Here is a 13,817-nt window from a genome sequence, read left to right as displayed (position 1 = left end):
GTGCCCAGCGAGGCCAGCTTGTTGGTCGCCGTGCCCAGGGCGTTGCTGATCGTGGTGATCATCGTCTTGGCGGCCGCGGCGTTGGCGAAGGTCGAGGTCGCCGTCAGGCCCAGGCCGACCAGCGAGATGGTCTTGGCGCTGACGGTGAACTGGGTGCCGTCCGAGTTGGCCAGGAAGGCCAGCTTGGTGGTCGAGCCGTCGGCGATGCTGACGCCGTTGAACTTGGCGTTGGTGACAGCCTTGGTGATCTGGTCGCGCAGCGAGGTGAAATCCGAGACCAGGGCGTTGAACGAGGCGGTGTTCAGCGAGGTGTCGGAAGCCGCGAGCGCCTTTTCCTTCATCTTGCCCAGCAGGTCGGTGACGGTGTCGCCGGCGGCCAGGGCCACATCAATGGTCGACTGGCCGCGTTGCAGCGAGTCCTTGACGGCGTTCAGCGAGCCGGCGGTCGAGGACTGCACCTTGCTCATCGCCCAGATCGCGCCGTTGTCCTTGGCGTTGCCGATCTTCTTGCCGGTGTTGATGCGTTGTTGCGTGACCTGAAGTTCGCTGTTGGTGGTGTTCAGGTTCTGCAGGGCGATCATCGCGCCCGAGTTGGTGTTGACGCTATTCAGCGGCATCCGACTGATTCCTATTCGAGGTTGTTCGGCGTCGTTTTGACTGCCGAGAGCATTTTGCTCGTGACCAGGATGTCGGCAGCCTGTTTAAAATCGATGAACTGGGAAGTTATTGCTCAAGCATGACTGTAAGATGGGAAAAATTTGCAGGGTTGTATTTGCAATCCTGGAGATATGTGTCGATTTGACGCAATAATGGCGTCGTCCAGCAAATTCGGGGGCGACGACAACTTGCGGGCGAAGCCGCTTGGGGCGGCGCCTGCGGCCAATTGTCCGTCGACGGACGTCAGGCGCACAGGCGCTGCGGCGCCGCGTCGCGGTCGTCGGCTTCGAAAAGGTCGAAGGCCTCTTCCCAGGCGGCCCGCCGCGAGGCGCGCAGGGCCGCGTCGTCGATGATCCGGACGATCTGGTCCTCGCGATCGTTCCACACCAGGCCGATGTCGGCGGCGCGTCCGGCGTCGCGGCCCAGCAGCAGGATGATGTCGGCCCGCAGCACCCGCTCGGGGCTCAGCCGCATCAGGGTGCGCCCGCCGCCGAGGTCGCGGTGAATGTCGGCGAAGTCGAGCACGGCCGAGATCATGGCGGCGCTGACGGGGGCGACATGCCAATCCTGGGCGAGGAGACGGTTCATGGCGGGGCTCCGGATCGGGGCGTTCTGCCCGGCGGGTTTCTTCAGTCTCCCTTTTGCGGGTGTTCTGCGTCAAAAACGGTCGTATAGAGTCGGGTCATGCGACACGACAAGGCGACCCGACTGCTGGACCTGGCCCGGATGCTGGCCGGATCGTCCGAGGGCCTGACCCTCGACGAGATGGCCCGCGCCATGGGCGTGGGCCGGCGCACGGCCGAGCGGATGCGCGACGCCGTCTGGGCCGCCTTCCCGCAGATGGAGGCGATCGAGGATCCGCCGACCAAGCGCTTCCACATCCCGTCCGGCCTGGACAGCCTGTTCCAGACCCCGACCGCCGAGGAGCTGGCGGCCCTGCGCACCGCGGCCGACAGCTACGCCGCCGGCGGCGCCGAGGGGCGGGCCGCGGCCCTCTACGCCCTGGAGCGCAAGCTGCTGTCGGCCCTGCGCGGCGCGGCGCGGCGCAAGGTGGCCCCCGATGTCGAGGCCCTGGTCCAGGCCGAGACCATCGCCGTCCACCCCGGTCCCCGCCCGTTCGAGAGCGAGCAGGTGCTGACCGCCATCCGCACGGCCGTGAAGGGGCTGCAGGCCCTGTCGTTCCGCTACGAGGGCGGCAGCGCGCCGGGCCGGACCCGCAAGGTCACGCCCTTGGGCATCCTGTTCGGCCACAGCAACTATCTGGTGGCGACCGAGGGGCGGGATCCCAAGCCCCGCACCTTCCGCCTGGACCGCATGCAGGCGGTGACGGCTCTGGACGAGCCGGCCCCGCCGCCTGAGGACTTCTCGCTGCAGGCCTTCGCCGACGAGAGCTTCGGCATCTATCACGGCGAGATCGAGGACGTGGCCCTGCGCATCGGGACCAGCCGCGCCGAGGACGCCCTGCGCTGGCGCTTTCACCCCAACCAGACCGTGACCCAGGACCCGGACGGCTCGGTGCTGGTCACCTTCCGGGCCAGCGGCATGCGCGAACTGGCCTGGCACCTGTTCACCTGGGGCGACGCGGTGGAGATCCTCTCGCCGCCGGGCCTGCGGGCGATGATGGTCGAGGAACTGAGGACGGCGCTGCGGGCGCACGAAGGCGACCGGACATGACGCCTGGCCGCCGGGGCCTCCGTCTAGCGTCCTTCTGCATCGACGAACGTGGTTATCAGTTCGGTGAAGGCCTTAGGCTGTTCCAGATAGAGGAAGTGGCCGCTGTTCGGCACGATCACGCGCCGGGCCCCGGGGATCAGCGCCTCCAGGGCGCCGGCGTGGGCGTGAACGTCGGGGATGTCGACCTCGCCGGTGACGATCAGGGTCGGGACCTTGATCTCGCCGAGCCGCCCCATGACTTCCGGCCCGTCCTTGATCATCTGGGCCGCGCCGAAATTGCCGGGATGGGCGGTGATGTCCGCGACCACGAACGCGCGTTCGGCCTCGGCGCCGGGCGTCAGGATGTACGGGTCCTTGACGGCGTCGGCGAGACGGCCTTGGGACAGCAGCGTCACAAGGGTCTGCGTGCGCTTCATGAAGTGTTCGGTGGGCTTGAAGCCGTTGACCGCCGCGCCGACCAGGATCAAGCCGTCCACCGCCCGCGGATGGGCCAGGGCGAAGTCCGTCGCGACGCCGCCGCCGGACGAGGAGCCCACCAGGGTGGCGTGCTGGACGCCCGCCGCCTTCATGACCGCGTCTAGGTCGGCGACGGCGTCGTAGGGCGCGGCGGCCGGCGGCGAGGCGTCGTAGCCCCGCCGGTCGTAGCGCACGATCTTGAACCGGGCGCAAAGCTTGGGCCAAACCGCGTCGAAGGCCGAACCGTCGAGAATGCCGTCGTGCAGCAGGACGATGGCCTTGGGTCCCGAGCCGCAGGTCTCGAACGACACCTGGCCGCCATCGACAGGGATCAGCTTGGGCGCCGCCCAGGCCGGCGCTCCGCCGAGCAGCAGGCAGCCGAGGGCGATCGCCGCAGCGGGCGTTGAAAACAGTCGCATCGATGTCTCCCGGTTGAAGCGCCCTCAGGCGCGTTTGAGCGTGTCCTGCTCGTGGTCGTGGGGAAGTTGGTCCGCGCCGTCGCCGGGCGCGTATTCCAGGATGTCGCCCGGCTGGCAGCGCAGATAGGCGCAGATCGCCTCGAGGGTTTCGAACTTCATGCCCTTCACCTTGCCGGACTTCAGCAGGGAGAGATTGGCTTCGGTGACGCCGATGGCGCGGGCCAGGACGTTGGAGCGCACCTTGCGCCGGGCCAGCATCACGTCGAGACGCAGGATGATCGGCATCAGACGAACGCCTCGCGGTCTTCCTCGATCTCGCGGCCCACCTGCATGACCTGGCCGATCACGAACACCAGCAGGCCCAGGACGAAGGCCTGGACGCTGGCCATGTGGGCCCAGTTCCTGTCGATCTCATAACCCGTGGCGCTGAGGAACAGGTGGCAGACGAAGGGCGACAGGGCGTAGGCGCACAGCCAGCCGCCGACCCGGCTGAAGCTTCGGCCGTTCGCGGGCGAGAACACCCGACCCCGGGCGTAGAGGCGAAACAGCGAGCGCACGCTCCAGAACAGCATGATGATCGGCGTCGCGCGCACGATCCCGACCAGGCAATAGATCAGCCGATGGAGCAGGGGCAGGGAGCCGAAGGCGACGGAATTGGGCGGTCCCTCTCCGATGTAGCAATTGTCGGGACCGATCCGGACCAGTTCGCCCTTGTAGAACAGCATGGCGGCGAGAGCGGCGACCAGGATGGCGATCGACAGGGCCAGCAGGCCGGTGAACAGCCAGGCCAGGGCGTGGCTGCCCAGGCGCACGCGACGTTGGGCGGCGGTCTCGGTCGCGACGAGGGCCTCGGCGCGCGGCTTCAGTGTGACGACGGTGCTCATGGCGTCCTCCCGTGTCGTCAAATTCTTTCTGAAATTTCTTTCTGTCAAACGATAAATTTTGCCGGATAGCGGATCCGTCCAAGCGCGAACAAAGGGCTCGAAAAAATCACCGGGCCATGTCGAGAATGAGCGGACGGTTCCGACTTGCCCTCGAAAGCGCCGGGAGGACGGCGCTTCCAACCGAAGGACGAGGTTTTCGGCCAGGAGCCGAAGGTCGATCCGCCCAGGTCTGTATCCACCACCCAAATATTGTCCTCCCGGAAAGCGCGCAGCGCTTGTCGGGATCCAGGTGAACCGCAAAGGCCTTTGCCCCAGTCCCCTGGATCCCGGACAGCCTCTGCGAGGCCTCCGGGAGGACAACGGATCTAAGGTCTTTGCGATCTTGGCTGTCTCATTCGGCCGGAACCTCACCCCCCAACCAGCTTCAGCAGCCTCAGCTCCTTGCCCCTGGGCGACGAAGCCGGCCGCTTGGGCAGGCGGCCGGCTTCGAAGGCTTCCAGCACCTTGGGGTGGATGTAGGCCGCGCGGCAGACGGCGGGGGTGTTGCCCAGCAGGCCGGCCACCGCCTTGACGCAAGTGTTCAGCGTGCGCCGGGCCTCGGCCTGGGTCGCGGGCCGGGGGCGCAGGCTCAACGCCTCCAGCGCCGCCAGCGAGCCGTACCAGGTGCGGAAGTCCTTGGCCGAGAAGTCGTCGCCGCAGGCCGCCCGGATGTAATCGTTGACGTCGCTGCTTTCGACGGCGCGCCGCTGGCCGTCCTCGTCGACATATTGGAACAATCGCTGGCCGCGCAACTCCTGGCAGGCGCCGACGATCCGGGCCAGGCGCCGGTCGCGAAAGCCTGTCCTATGCAGCTTGCCGCTCTTGCCCCTGAACTCGAACACCGCTCCGCCGCCGGCCAGCTTCAGGTGGCGCTTGCGCAGGGTGGTCAGGCCGAAGCTCTTGTTGGCCTTGGCGTATTCGTCGTTGCCGACCCGGATCAGGGTCAGCTCCAGCAGGCTGACCACGGCGGCCAGCACCTTGTCGCGCGGCAAGCCCCGGCGCGACAGATCGGCGGCCACGCGCCGGCGCAGCCGGGGCAGGGCGCGGCCGAAGGCGGCCATGCGGTCGTACTTGCGCGCGTCGCGGTCGGCCCGCCACTCGGGATGATAGCGATACTGCTTGCGGCCCCTCTGGTCGCGGCCGACCGCCTGGATGTGGCCGTTGGGGTCGGGGCAGATCCACACGCTGGTCCAGGCCGGCGGGATGACCAGGGCCTTGATCCGCGCCAGAGTCGCCTGGTCCTTCACGGCCCGGCCGTCCTCGTCGACATAGGAAAAGCCCTTGCCGCGGGCCACGCGGCGGAGGCCCTGCTCCTGGTCGTCGACATAGGCCAGCAGGGTGCGTTCGGCGGGGGCGGTTTCGAGCGTGTCGCGGGGCATGCTCATCGCCTCGCTGGGCGACTCGCGCCGTGATCCGAAAAATCCCGATCCATCGCCTCGCTCCCAACCTATTGTCCGCCAACGTGATAGACGGAGCGCCGGTTCCGGGAGCGACGCGCCAGACATGAACTACCGACACGCCTTCCACGCCGGCAATTTCGCCGACCTGCAGAAGCACACGATCGTGCTGGCCCTGCTGAAGGCGCTGACCGCCGGCGAGGCGCCGCTGTCGGTGATCGACACCCACGCCGGCGCCGGGGCCTACGACCTGGGAGGCGACATGGCCCGGCGCTCGGGCGAGGCGGCGGCGGGGATCGGGCGGCTGCTCGACCTGGACGCGGTTCCGGCGGTGTTCGCGCCGCTGGTGGCGGTAGTGAAGGCGCTGAACGGCGACGGCGGGGGGGCGCTCTATCCCGGCTCGCCGCTGCTGATCGCCAGGTCCCTGCGCAAGATCGATCGCTACACGGCGTGCGAGCTGCGGCCCGACGACTTCGACAGCCTGCGCCGGACCCTGGCGCCCTACGCCTTCGCCCAGGCGGTCAAGGACGACGGCTACGCCACGGCCGCGGCGCGGGCGGGCAAGGGTGGGCGCACCTTCGTCCTGATCGACCCGCCGTTCGAGCGTAGCGACGACTACGCCCAGATCGTCGCCACGACCCGGGCGGTGCTGGCCCGGGACAAGCAGGCGGTCATCGCCGCCTGGATGCCGCTGAAGGACCTGGAAACCTTCGACGCCTTCATGCGGGCGATGGAAACCGTCACGAATGATGCGCTAGCTGCGGAGCTGCGCCTGAGGCCATTGACGGATCCGATGAAGATGAACGGCTGCGCGATGGTCATGGTCGGGGCGCCCCCGTCCACCGAAGGCGCGATCGCCGAGGCCACGACCTGGCTGGCCGACAATCTCGGCGAGGCCGGCGCCAAGGCCCGGATCTGGCGCGCGTGACGACCGGCCAGCCCAGCTTTCGGGAGGCGTTCTGGGTCTGGCTCAAGGTCGGCTGCCTGGGCTTCGGCGGGCCGGCCGGCCAGATCGCCCTGCTGCACCGCGAAGTGGTCGAGCGGCGCGGCTGGGTCGACGAGGCGCGCTTCGCCCACGCCCTGAGCTTCTGCATGCTGCTGCCCGGACCGGAGGCCCAGCAGTTGGCCACCTGGCTGGGCTGGCGGCTGCACGGCGTGCGCGGCGGGATCGCGGCGGGCCTGCTGTTCGTGCTGCCGGGCCTGGCGGTGATGCTGGGCCTGTCGGCGCTGTACGTCGCCCACGGCCGCGCGGCCTGGGCGGGTCCGGCCCTGCTGGGGCTGAAGGCGGCGGTGGTCGCCCTGGTGCTGCAGGCCCTGATCCGCATGGGCGGCCGGGCGATCAAGAGCGTGGCCGGCTGGTGGGCGGCGGGCCTGGCCTTCGCCGCCCTGACCTTCACCCTCCTGCCGTTCCCGCTGATCATCCTGGCCGCTGGCGCGGTGGGCTGGGTCCTGGGCGGCGGCGCGGTCGCGACCGACCCCGCGGAGGCCGGCGCGCGGACGCCCTGGCGCACGGCCCTGGTCTGCCTGGCCGTCTGGCTGGCGCCGGTGCTGCTGGCGCTGGCGGTCGCGCCGGGATCGACCCTGGCCCGGATGGGCGGGGTGTTCAGCGTCCTGGCCGTGGCCAGCTTCGGCGGCGCCTATGCGGCCCTGGCCTATGTCGGCCAGGCGGCTGGCGCGTTCGGCTGGCTGGCGCCGGGCCAGATGCTGGACGGCCTGGGCCTGGCCGAGACCACGCCGGGGCCGCTGGTGCTGGTCCTGGTCTTCGTCGGCTTCGTCGGCGCCTATCAGAACGCGCCGCCGGACCTGGCCTGGATCGCCGCCCTGGCCGGGGGGCTGATGGCCGCCTGGACCACCTTCGCGCCGTCGTTCCTGTGGATCTTCGCCGGCGGGCCGTTCTTCGAGCGCCTGCGGTCCCGTCCCCGACCCGCCCGGGCCCTGGCCCTGGTCTCGGCCGCCGCCGTCGGGGTGATCGCCAACCTGGCCGTCTGGTTCACCGTGCATCTGCTATTCCGGGTGGGCGCGGTCCGCGTCTGGGGACCGCTGCGGGCGGAATTGCCGGACCTAGCCAGCGTCAACCTGCCGGCGGCCGGCCTGATCGTCCTGGCCTGCGGCCTGGTGTTCGCCCTGCGCGCCCCGATCCTGGCGGTGGTGGGGGCCATGGTCGCCGCCGGCCTGGCGCTGGGGGCGACCGGCCTGATTTGAGTCCGGTCACGATTTTGCGACTCGCCAAGTCGAAAACCGTGTTATGCTGCACTGCACAAGACGGTTGTTGGAGCTCGGCCATGACCCTGTCGTTCCTTCCCGAACTTCCCAAGATCGACCCTGAAAAGGGTCCCAACCTGATGGCCGGCGCGGCCTCGCCGCTCTGGCTGATGTTCGGCGGCGCGGCCGTGGCCGGGGCGACCTGGTGGTGGTGGTCGTCCCGCTGGCGCGAGGCCGTCAATGTCGAGGCGCTGATGGCGCCCAGCCTGGCCAAGACCCCGCCGACGCCGGAGCCCCTCGCGCCCGTCGAACTGGCTCCCGAGCCGGCCCCCGAACCGGTCGTCGAGGCCCCGATCGACCCCGTCACCGAAGCCCCCATCCTGGAGCCGGTCGTGGCGGAGGCGGCGCAGGAGGCGGAAGACGTCGCCGAAACCGTCGAGGCGACGGCCGAACCCGTGGTCGAAGCCGCCGTCGAGACCGTCAAGCTGGCCGCCGACGACCTGACCCTGCTGGTCGGCATCGGTCCCAAGCTGGCCGCGTCGCTGGCTGATCTGGGCGTGACGCGCTTCGAACAGATCGCCGGCTGGAGCGCCGACGACCTGGCCGACTTCGACGCCAAGCTGAGCCTCAAGGGCCGCGCCGAGCGCGACGCCTGGGTGGCCCAGGCCAAGCGGCTGGCGGGCGGCGCTTAATTTGATCCGCTCATCCCGGCGTTGGCCGGGATGAGCGGATTTCGGGCGCGTCACTCCAGCCCGAACGCCGCCAGCAACCGGTCGGCCGCCGCCGAGGCGGGCAGGTCGCCGGCTCGCACCGCGCGTTCGACCTCGGCCGCGATCGCCGCCACGGCCGGCGCCTCGCGGAACGCCGCGGCCAGCCGGTCCTGGACCATTGCCCACATCCAGCGGCCGTCCTGGTCGGCCCGTCGCGCGGCCCGGGCGCCGTTGGCGGTCATGATTTCGCGGTGGCGGCGGATCTGGATCCACAGCGCGTCGAGGCCGGCCCCGGTCAGGCCCGAGGCGGTCAGCACCGGCGACGTCCAGTCGGGCGACGCGGGCGTCAGGATGTGCAGGGCGTTGCGATAGTCGCGGGCCGCGCGCTCGGCCCGGGCCGGATCGGCGTCGGCCTTGTTGATCACCAGCAGGTCGGCCAGCTCGATCAGGCCCTTCTTGATGCCCTGCAGTTCGTCGCCGCCCCCGGGGATCAGCAGGGCCAGGAAGATGTCGACCATGTCCGACACCACCGTCTCGGACTGGCCCACCCCCACGGTCTCGACGATGATCACGTCGAAGCCGGCCGCCTCGCACAGCAGCATGGCCTCGCGGGTCTTGCGCGCCACCCCGCCCAGCACCCCGCCGGACGGCGAGGGGCGGATATAGGCGTTGGGATCGACGCCGAGCCGCTCCATGCGGGTCTTGTCGCCGAGGATCGAGCCGCCGTGTCGTCCGGACGAAGGATCGACCGCCAGCACGGCCACGCGGTGGCCGGCGGCGGTCAGCATCGTGCCGAAGGCCTCGATGGTCGTCGACTTGCCGGCGCCCGGCACGCCGGTGATCCCGATCCGCTGAGCCCCGCCGGTGCGCGGCATCAGGCGTTCGAGCAGGGCGCGGGCCGCCTTCTGGTGGTCGCGGCGGCGGCTCTCGACCAGGGTGATGGCGCGGGCCAGGGCGGCGCGGTCGCCGGCGATCAGGCGCGTCCCGAGATCTTCAATGTCGATGGACGGCTTCAAGGCTTCGTCGCAACTCAGATCGACGACCGTGGGGCCGCCCTCGTCCTTCGACAAGCTCGGGATGAGGGCTGTTGGCAAGGCCCTTCAGGAGAAATCCTCATCTTGAGCTTGTCGCCAAGAGACTTTTGGGGCGAGGATTTCGGCTCCTCAGAGGACGACGGCGGTCCCGGAAACCGAAACCATCATCATCGCGCCGTTCGGACCCACGGTGTTGTAGTCGAGGTCGACGGCCAGGATGGCGTTGGCGCCCAGCTTCTCGGCTTCCTTGACCAGGTTCTTCAGGGCGTCCTCGCGGGCCCGGGCCAGGACGCGCTCGTAGGACTTGGAGTGGCCGCCGATGAAGTCGCGGATCGCCGCCATCAGGTCCAGCACCACGTTCGCGCCCAGGATCGACTGGGCGTAGACCGCGCCCTTGTAGTCCTGGACCGGCCGGCCTTCGATGAACGGGGTGGTCGAGATCAGCATCGACAGGTCCTCGTCAGCCGGCCAGCCTTGGCCAAGGGGCGCTCGCCTTCAGCTTAAGCATAAACGGCGCCGTTCGCGAGAGGCGCCCTTCCGGCGCGAGCGGTTCGCGGAACGGGTTCGCGCGCTGCGGGAAACTGCGCCGTGGCCCCTTCCTGCGCGCCCAGGGTTAAGGCAGATTGAAGCCTTGCCGTAGCTGGGGGGCCGCCGGTGATCTTCGCCAAATCGCATCTCGACCTGCACAACATCCGCAACAACGTGGCGCGGGTGAAGAAGCTGTCGGACAACGTGGTCGGGGTGGGGCCGCTGGGCGTCGGCCTGGACGGCCTGCTGACCTGGATCCCAGGGGCGGGCGAGCTCTACAGCCTGGGGGCCGGGGGGCTGATCGTCTGGGACGCCGTCCGCGCGCGCTCGGCCCCGATGATCGTCGTGCAGATCATGGCCATCATCCTGGTCGACACCGTGGCCGGCGCCGTGCCGGGCGTGGGCAAGGTGGCCGACATGCTGTTCACCGGCCACAAGTGGTCGGCCGACATGCTGACCAACCACATGGACGACACGATCTATTTCGAGGGCACGCGCAAGGACGTGCAGGGCACGGCCGAGTACCGCGACCTGCTGGAGCGCATCCGGGCCGGCAAGGAAAAGCGCCGGGTCGTGTTCCTGGGCTAGAACAACCAACTGGGCGGAGGCGCGTTGATCCTGACATGACCGAACGCACCGCGCAGACCGTCGAGGGCTACGTCGTCGACGAAGGACCCGCCAGCCAGCGCCACAAGGCGCACCAGGCCTGGCGCCGCGCCGAGACCATCAAGCGGCTCTCCGACCGGCTGATCGGGCTGGGTCCGTTCGGCTTGGGGCTGGACGGCGTGCTGGCCTGGGTGCCGGGCGCGGGCCTGGCCTACGGCCTAGGCGCGGGCGGGCTGCTGCTGTTTCATGCCGTGCAGGCCAAGGCCTCCGCGCCGACTCTGGCGCGGATGACCGCTTATCTGGTGGCCGACAACCTGTCCGACACCGTGCCGGTGCTGGGCTGGGCCGTCGACACCCTGTTCCCCGGCCACCTGATGGCCGCCAAGGCCCTGCAGAAGGACATCGAAGCCAAGCACGGCCTGCCCGACGAGATCGACGCCAGGACGCGCAAGAAGAAGCGAGTCCGGAAGGAGCGCCGCTAGCCGGCCGCCTGGGCGCCGATCAGCGCCTTCACCGCCCGCTGCATGGGCCCGATGTCGCCCGTCGTCGCCAGCCACAGGGTCGCCCCCTCCAGTCGCGCCAGGGTGTCCGCGGCGACGATCTGGGCTTCTTCGGCGCCCAGGCCCGGTTCGAGGATCGCGGCGATGCGGTCGCGCTGCCCGTTGAAGAAGGTCTCGACCGCCGCCTTGGCCTCCGGCGTCTGGTCCGAGACGCCATAGGCCAGGTGCAGGCCCACGCAGCGCTTCCTCTGGATGAACGAGTTGGCGATCCGCTCGACGAGTTCGGCATAGTCGGCGCGCCAGTCGCCGCCCGGGCGGGGCAGGCCGGCGAAGGTCTCCTGCTGGGTCACCGCCAGCACCTCCGGCACCAGCGCCTCCTTGCTGGGAAACCGCGTGTAGAGGCTGGCCTTCTTCAGGCCGACGCGCTCGGCCAGGTCCTGCATCGAGGCCCCGTCATAGCCGTGTTCCCGAAACAGCTCGCGGGCTTCGAGCACGATGTCGCCCAGGGTGGCTTTCATACGGTTTCTTTCAGTCAGGCACTTTACATCCGACCGATCGGTAGTATTTGTCTTTCCGACCGGTCGGTCGTATTTGAGCGCGACCGCCGGTTTCGTCAACCTTTTCGGACCAGGAGCCCGATCATGTCCGTCGCCGAAACCTTCCCCCGCCGTGTCAGCCGCCGTCTCGCCCTGCTGGCCCCGGCCGCCGGCCTGGCCGCCGTCGCCCTGGCCGGGTCCGCCGCCGCTGCGGGCGGCGACAAGGCCGCGGAAGCCGCCAAGGTCCACTATCGCCGGCAGGTCGTCGGCGAGGTCGATGTCTTCTACCGCGAGGCCGGCCCCAAGGACGCCCCGGTGATCCTGCTGCTGCACGGCTTCCCGACCTCGGGCCACATGTTCCGCGACCTGATCCCCCACCTGGCCGGCCGCTACCGGGTGATCGCTCCCGACCTGCCGGGCTTCGGCCAGACCAAGGCCCCGCCGCGCGGCCAGTTCGACTACACCTTCGACAATCTGGCCAAGGTGGTGGACGGCTTCACCCAGGCCCTGGGCCTGTCGCGCTACGCGATCTACATGTTCGACTACGGCGCGCCGACCGGCTTTCGCCTGGCCGCCGCCCATCCCGAGCGGGTCACGGCGATCATCACCCAGAACGGCAACGCCTACGAGGAGGGCCTGAGCTCCGTCTGGGCGCCGCTGAAGGCCTATTGGGCCGATCCATCGCCGGCTCGCCGCGCGGCCGTCCGGGCCTTGCTGACCCCCGAGATGACCCGTCGGCACTATCTGGACGGCGCCGACGCCGGCCTGGTGTCGCCTGACAGCTACGAGCTGGACATCGCCTATCTGGCGCGGCCCGGCCAAGACGAGATCCAGCTGGACCTGTTCTACGACTACCGCACCAACGTCGCGTCCTATCCGGCCTGGCAGGCCTATTTCCGCCGGCATAGACCGCCGATCCTGGCGGCCTGGGGCGACAAGGACATCATCTTCCTGCCGCCGGGCGCCAAGGCTTTCGAGCGCGACCAGCCCGAGGCCGAGGTGCATCTCCTCGACACCGGCCACTTCGCCCTGGAGACCCACAGCGCCGAAATCGGGGCGCTGATCGTCGACTTCCTGGGGCGGAAGGTGAAGGCCTGAGGCCGGGCGAGGCTACCGGATCGGCGGTAGCCTCGCCAAGCCGAGCGCCGTGCGGCTGGGAGGTCTCGAGCGCGCGGGCCAGGGCGCGCTCATGGCCGCGGGCCTAGCACGGGCGATCCGCGTTCGGAACGCTGGGCCGGTCGCCGCCGCCGGCCATAGGCGATCCACCAGACGCCAAGGCCGGTGAGCAGGCCCAGCACGGCGCTCAGCGGCCACAGCAGCGCGACGTTCGCGCCGTGCCAGCCGGTCAGCCTGACCGCCACGGCCGCACCGGTGATCGCGCCGACCAGGGCGGCCAGGCCGCGGTGGTGGCGGCCGAACTGATGCAGGCAGGCCCAGGCGCAGGCGGCGCAGAACACATAGGGCCAGCCCAGCACCGCGCCGAACGGCAGGGCCGTGATCGCGGCGGAGGCGGCGGTGGCGCCGCGCTGGGCGAAGGCCGCGGCGTCGTCGGTCCAGATGATCGCCTGCGACAGGACCAGGGCGGGAAAGGCGAAGGCAAAGACGATCGCGGCGACGATGCGGGAAAAGCTGGTCGTCTCGCGGGCGGGCGGCGGGAGCATGGGCGGGCCTCGGCGGCTGGGGGCGGGAGGCCCATCACACGCCGCGCCGATGTTTCCCCAGCGTTGGTTCCCGGGGAGAAGGGGTCAAGAGATGATGCAGGTGTCGGGAGGGGGCCAGCCGAACCCAGATCAGGCCCGTGTCCGTTTCCCGCATGGAGATGGTCGGCTCGTATCGACCCGTTGCGGACTTCCAACCAGCCGGCGATGCTACGCGATGTTCCGGAGGCGCAGTTGAATAGACGTCAATTTGCTGTGGCAGGGCTTGCCACGATGCTGGCAGCCTATTTGGGGGTTGCTGCTCTACAGCTTGGCTATCTCGCGCTCGGCTATACCATTCGATTTCGATCCGAGTTGGGGATCGGGGTGCAGCACGTCAGTTTCCCAGGTTGGCGATCGACGATCTCGATGGCGTTAGCGGCAACTGCGTCGCTTACGGTCATCCTCAGGCTTAGGGGCATCGGAACTAGCGTTTGGCTGGCATGGGTTACCCTCACCTGTGCGTTGGTGACGGGCG

The 13,817-nt window shown here is 69.5% G+C and carries 18 protein-coding genes and 1 pseudogene; 8 read left to right on the top strand and 11 right to left on the bottom strand.

What is annotated here, in order from left to right; translation table 11 throughout:
* Together BM066_RS25145 and BM066_RS25140 are read right to left on the bottom strand one after the other, a co-directional pair.
* A partial coding sequence (locus BM066_RS25145; RefSeq protein WP_089931122.1) for a flagellin occupies positions 1–617 on the bottom strand: 617 nt, incomplete at its 3' end.
* A gap of 283 nt (positions 618–900) precedes the next feature.
* Positions 901–1,245, bottom strand: coding sequence for a hypothetical protein (locus BM066_RS25140; protein ID WP_089931120.1), 345 nt, complete (start codon positions 1,243–1,245; stop codon positions 901–903).
* 96 nt (positions 1,246–1,341) lie between these two features.
* On the opposite strand from BM066_RS25140, the gene BM066_RS25135 reads away from it, so the two are divergent.
* On the top strand, positions 1,342–2,331 hold the full coding sequence (locus tag BM066_RS25135; RefSeq protein ID WP_089931118.1) for a helix-turn-helix transcriptional regulator: 990 nt from the start codon (positions 1,342–1,344) through the stop codon (positions 2,329–2,331).
* Positions 2,332–2,354: 23 nt separating this feature from the next.
* On the opposite strand, the gene BM066_RS25130 is transcribed toward BM066_RS25135, so the two are convergent.
* The 4 genes from BM066_RS25130 to BM066_RS25115 form a co-directional block, all read right to left on the bottom strand.
* The gene (locus BM066_RS25130) at positions 2,355–3,206 is read right to left on the bottom strand and encodes an alpha/beta fold hydrolase (RefSeq protein ID WP_089931116.1); all 852 of its coding nucleotides are present in this window, start codon (positions 3,204–3,206) and stop codon (positions 2,355–2,357) included.
* A 24-nt stretch (positions 3,207–3,230) separates the two neighbouring features.
* Complete coding sequence (locus BM066_RS25125) at positions 3,231–3,491, bottom strand: helix-turn-helix domain-containing protein (RefSeq protein WP_089931114.1); 261 nt, start codon at positions 3,489–3,491, stop codon at positions 3,231–3,233.
* Positions 3,491–4,090, bottom strand: coding sequence for a DUF2975 domain-containing protein (locus BM066_RS25120; protein WP_089931112.1), 600 nt, complete (start codon positions 4,088–4,090; stop codon positions 3,491–3,493). The genes BM066_RS25125 and BM066_RS25120 overlap by 1 nt, the downstream gene beginning before the upstream one ends.
* A 407-nt stretch (positions 4,091–4,497) precedes the next feature.
* Positions 4,498–5,508 (bottom strand): DNA topoisomerase IB, encoded by a 1,011-nt coding sequence (locus BM066_RS25115; protein WP_089931125.1) that lies wholly within the window; start codon positions 5,506–5,508, stop codon positions 4,498–4,500.
* A gap of 124 nt (positions 5,509–5,632) precedes the next feature.
* On the opposite strand from BM066_RS25115, the gene rlmJ reads away from it, so the two are divergent.
* The 3 genes from rlmJ (at position 5,633) to BM066_RS25100 (ending at position 8,420) form a co-directional block, all read left to right on the top strand.
* The gene (gene rlmJ, locus BM066_RS25110; RefSeq protein WP_089931111.1) at positions 5,633–6,454 is read left to right on the top strand and encodes a 23S rRNA (adenine(2030)-N(6))-methyltransferase RlmJ; all 822 of its coding nucleotides are present in this window, start codon (positions 5,633–5,635) and stop codon (positions 6,452–6,454) included.
* Positions 6,451–7,728, top strand: a complete 1,278-nt coding sequence (chrA, locus tag BM066_RS25105; RefSeq protein WP_089931108.1) for a chromate efflux transporter — start codon at positions 6,451–6,453, stop codon at positions 7,726–7,728. Before rlmJ ends, chrA begins: the two co-directional genes overlap by 4 nt.
* A gap of 80 nt (positions 7,729–7,808) precedes the next feature.
* Positions 7,809–8,420, top strand: coding sequence for a hypothetical protein (locus tag BM066_RS25100; protein ID WP_089931106.1), 612 nt, complete (start codon positions 7,809–7,811; stop codon positions 8,418–8,420).
* A gap of 50 nt (positions 8,421–8,470) precedes the next feature.
* On the opposite strand, the gene meaB is transcribed toward BM066_RS25100, so the two are convergent.
* From meaB to BM066_RS25090, 3 genes and pseudogenes are all read right to left on the bottom strand, one after another.
* The gene (gene meaB, locus BM066_RS25095) at positions 8,471–9,454 is read right to left on the bottom strand and encodes a methylmalonyl Co-A mutase-associated GTPase MeaB (RefSeq protein WP_089931124.1); all 984 of its coding nucleotides are present in this window, start codon (positions 9,452–9,454) and stop codon (positions 8,471–8,473) included.
* Positions 9,455–9,488: 34 nt separating this feature from the next.
* Positions 9,489–9,592, bottom strand: a pseudogene (locus BM066_RS27430) (hypothetical protein); the annotation flags it as partial.
* A 9-nt stretch (positions 9,593–9,601) separates the two neighbouring features.
* A complete protein-coding gene (locus BM066_RS25090; protein ID WP_089931104.1) occupies positions 9,602–9,919 on the bottom strand; it encodes a heavy metal-binding domain-containing protein in 318 nt (105 codons plus the stop codon).
* A gap of 207 nt (positions 9,920–10,126) precedes the next feature.
* On the opposite strand from BM066_RS25090, the gene BM066_RS25085 reads away from it, so the two are divergent.
* Positions 10,127–10,588 (top strand): DUF4112 domain-containing protein, encoded by a 462-nt coding sequence (locus BM066_RS25085; protein ID WP_089931102.1) that lies wholly within the window; start codon positions 10,127–10,129, stop codon positions 10,586–10,588.
* 35 nt (positions 10,589–10,623) lie between these two features.
* Entirely contained in the window at positions 10,624–11,088 is a 465-nt protein-coding gene (locus BM066_RS25080) for a DUF4112 domain-containing protein (protein ID WP_089931100.1), read from the top strand.
* Here BM066_RS25080 and BM066_RS25075 read toward each other — a convergent pair.
* The gene (locus BM066_RS25075; RefSeq protein WP_089931098.1) at positions 11,085–11,624 is read right to left on the bottom strand and encodes a TetR/AcrR family transcriptional regulator; all 540 of its coding nucleotides are present in this window, start codon (positions 11,622–11,624) and stop codon (positions 11,085–11,087) included. The genes BM066_RS25080 and BM066_RS25075 overlap by 4 nt on opposite strands.
* A 123-nt stretch (positions 11,625–11,747) precedes the next feature.
* Here BM066_RS25075 and BM066_RS25070 point away from each other — a divergent pair, with 123 nt between their 5' ends.
* Positions 11,748–12,740: an alpha/beta fold hydrolase gene (locus BM066_RS25070; RefSeq protein WP_089931095.1), complete on the top strand. Its 993-nt coding sequence runs from the start codon at positions 11,748–11,750 to the stop codon at positions 12,738–12,740.
* A gap of 89 nt (positions 12,741–12,829) precedes the next feature.
* Here the strand turns inward: BM066_RS25070 and BM066_RS25065 are convergent, their stop codons facing one another.
* Positions 12,830–13,303 carry a hypothetical protein gene (locus BM066_RS25065; RefSeq protein WP_089931093.1) on the bottom strand — a complete coding sequence of 158 codons (474 nt, stop codon included), beginning with the start codon at positions 13,301–13,303 and terminating at the stop codon, positions 12,830–12,832.
* A gap of 231 nt (positions 13,304–13,534) precedes the next feature.
* Between BM066_RS25065 and BM066_RS26720 the strand changes: the two genes are divergently transcribed.
* On the top strand, positions 13,535–13,817 hold a 283-nt coding region (locus BM066_RS26720; protein WP_218150946.1), incomplete at its 3' end, for a hypothetical protein.

Source organism: Caulobacter sp. UNC279MFTsu5.1, assembly GCF_900114015.1.
Taxonomy (GTDB): Bacteria; Pseudomonadota; Alphaproteobacteria; order Caulobacterales; family Caulobacteraceae; genus Caulobacter.
Note: the sequence above shows the minus strand (reverse complement) of the source record. Positions and strands in the feature narration are given on the sequence as shown.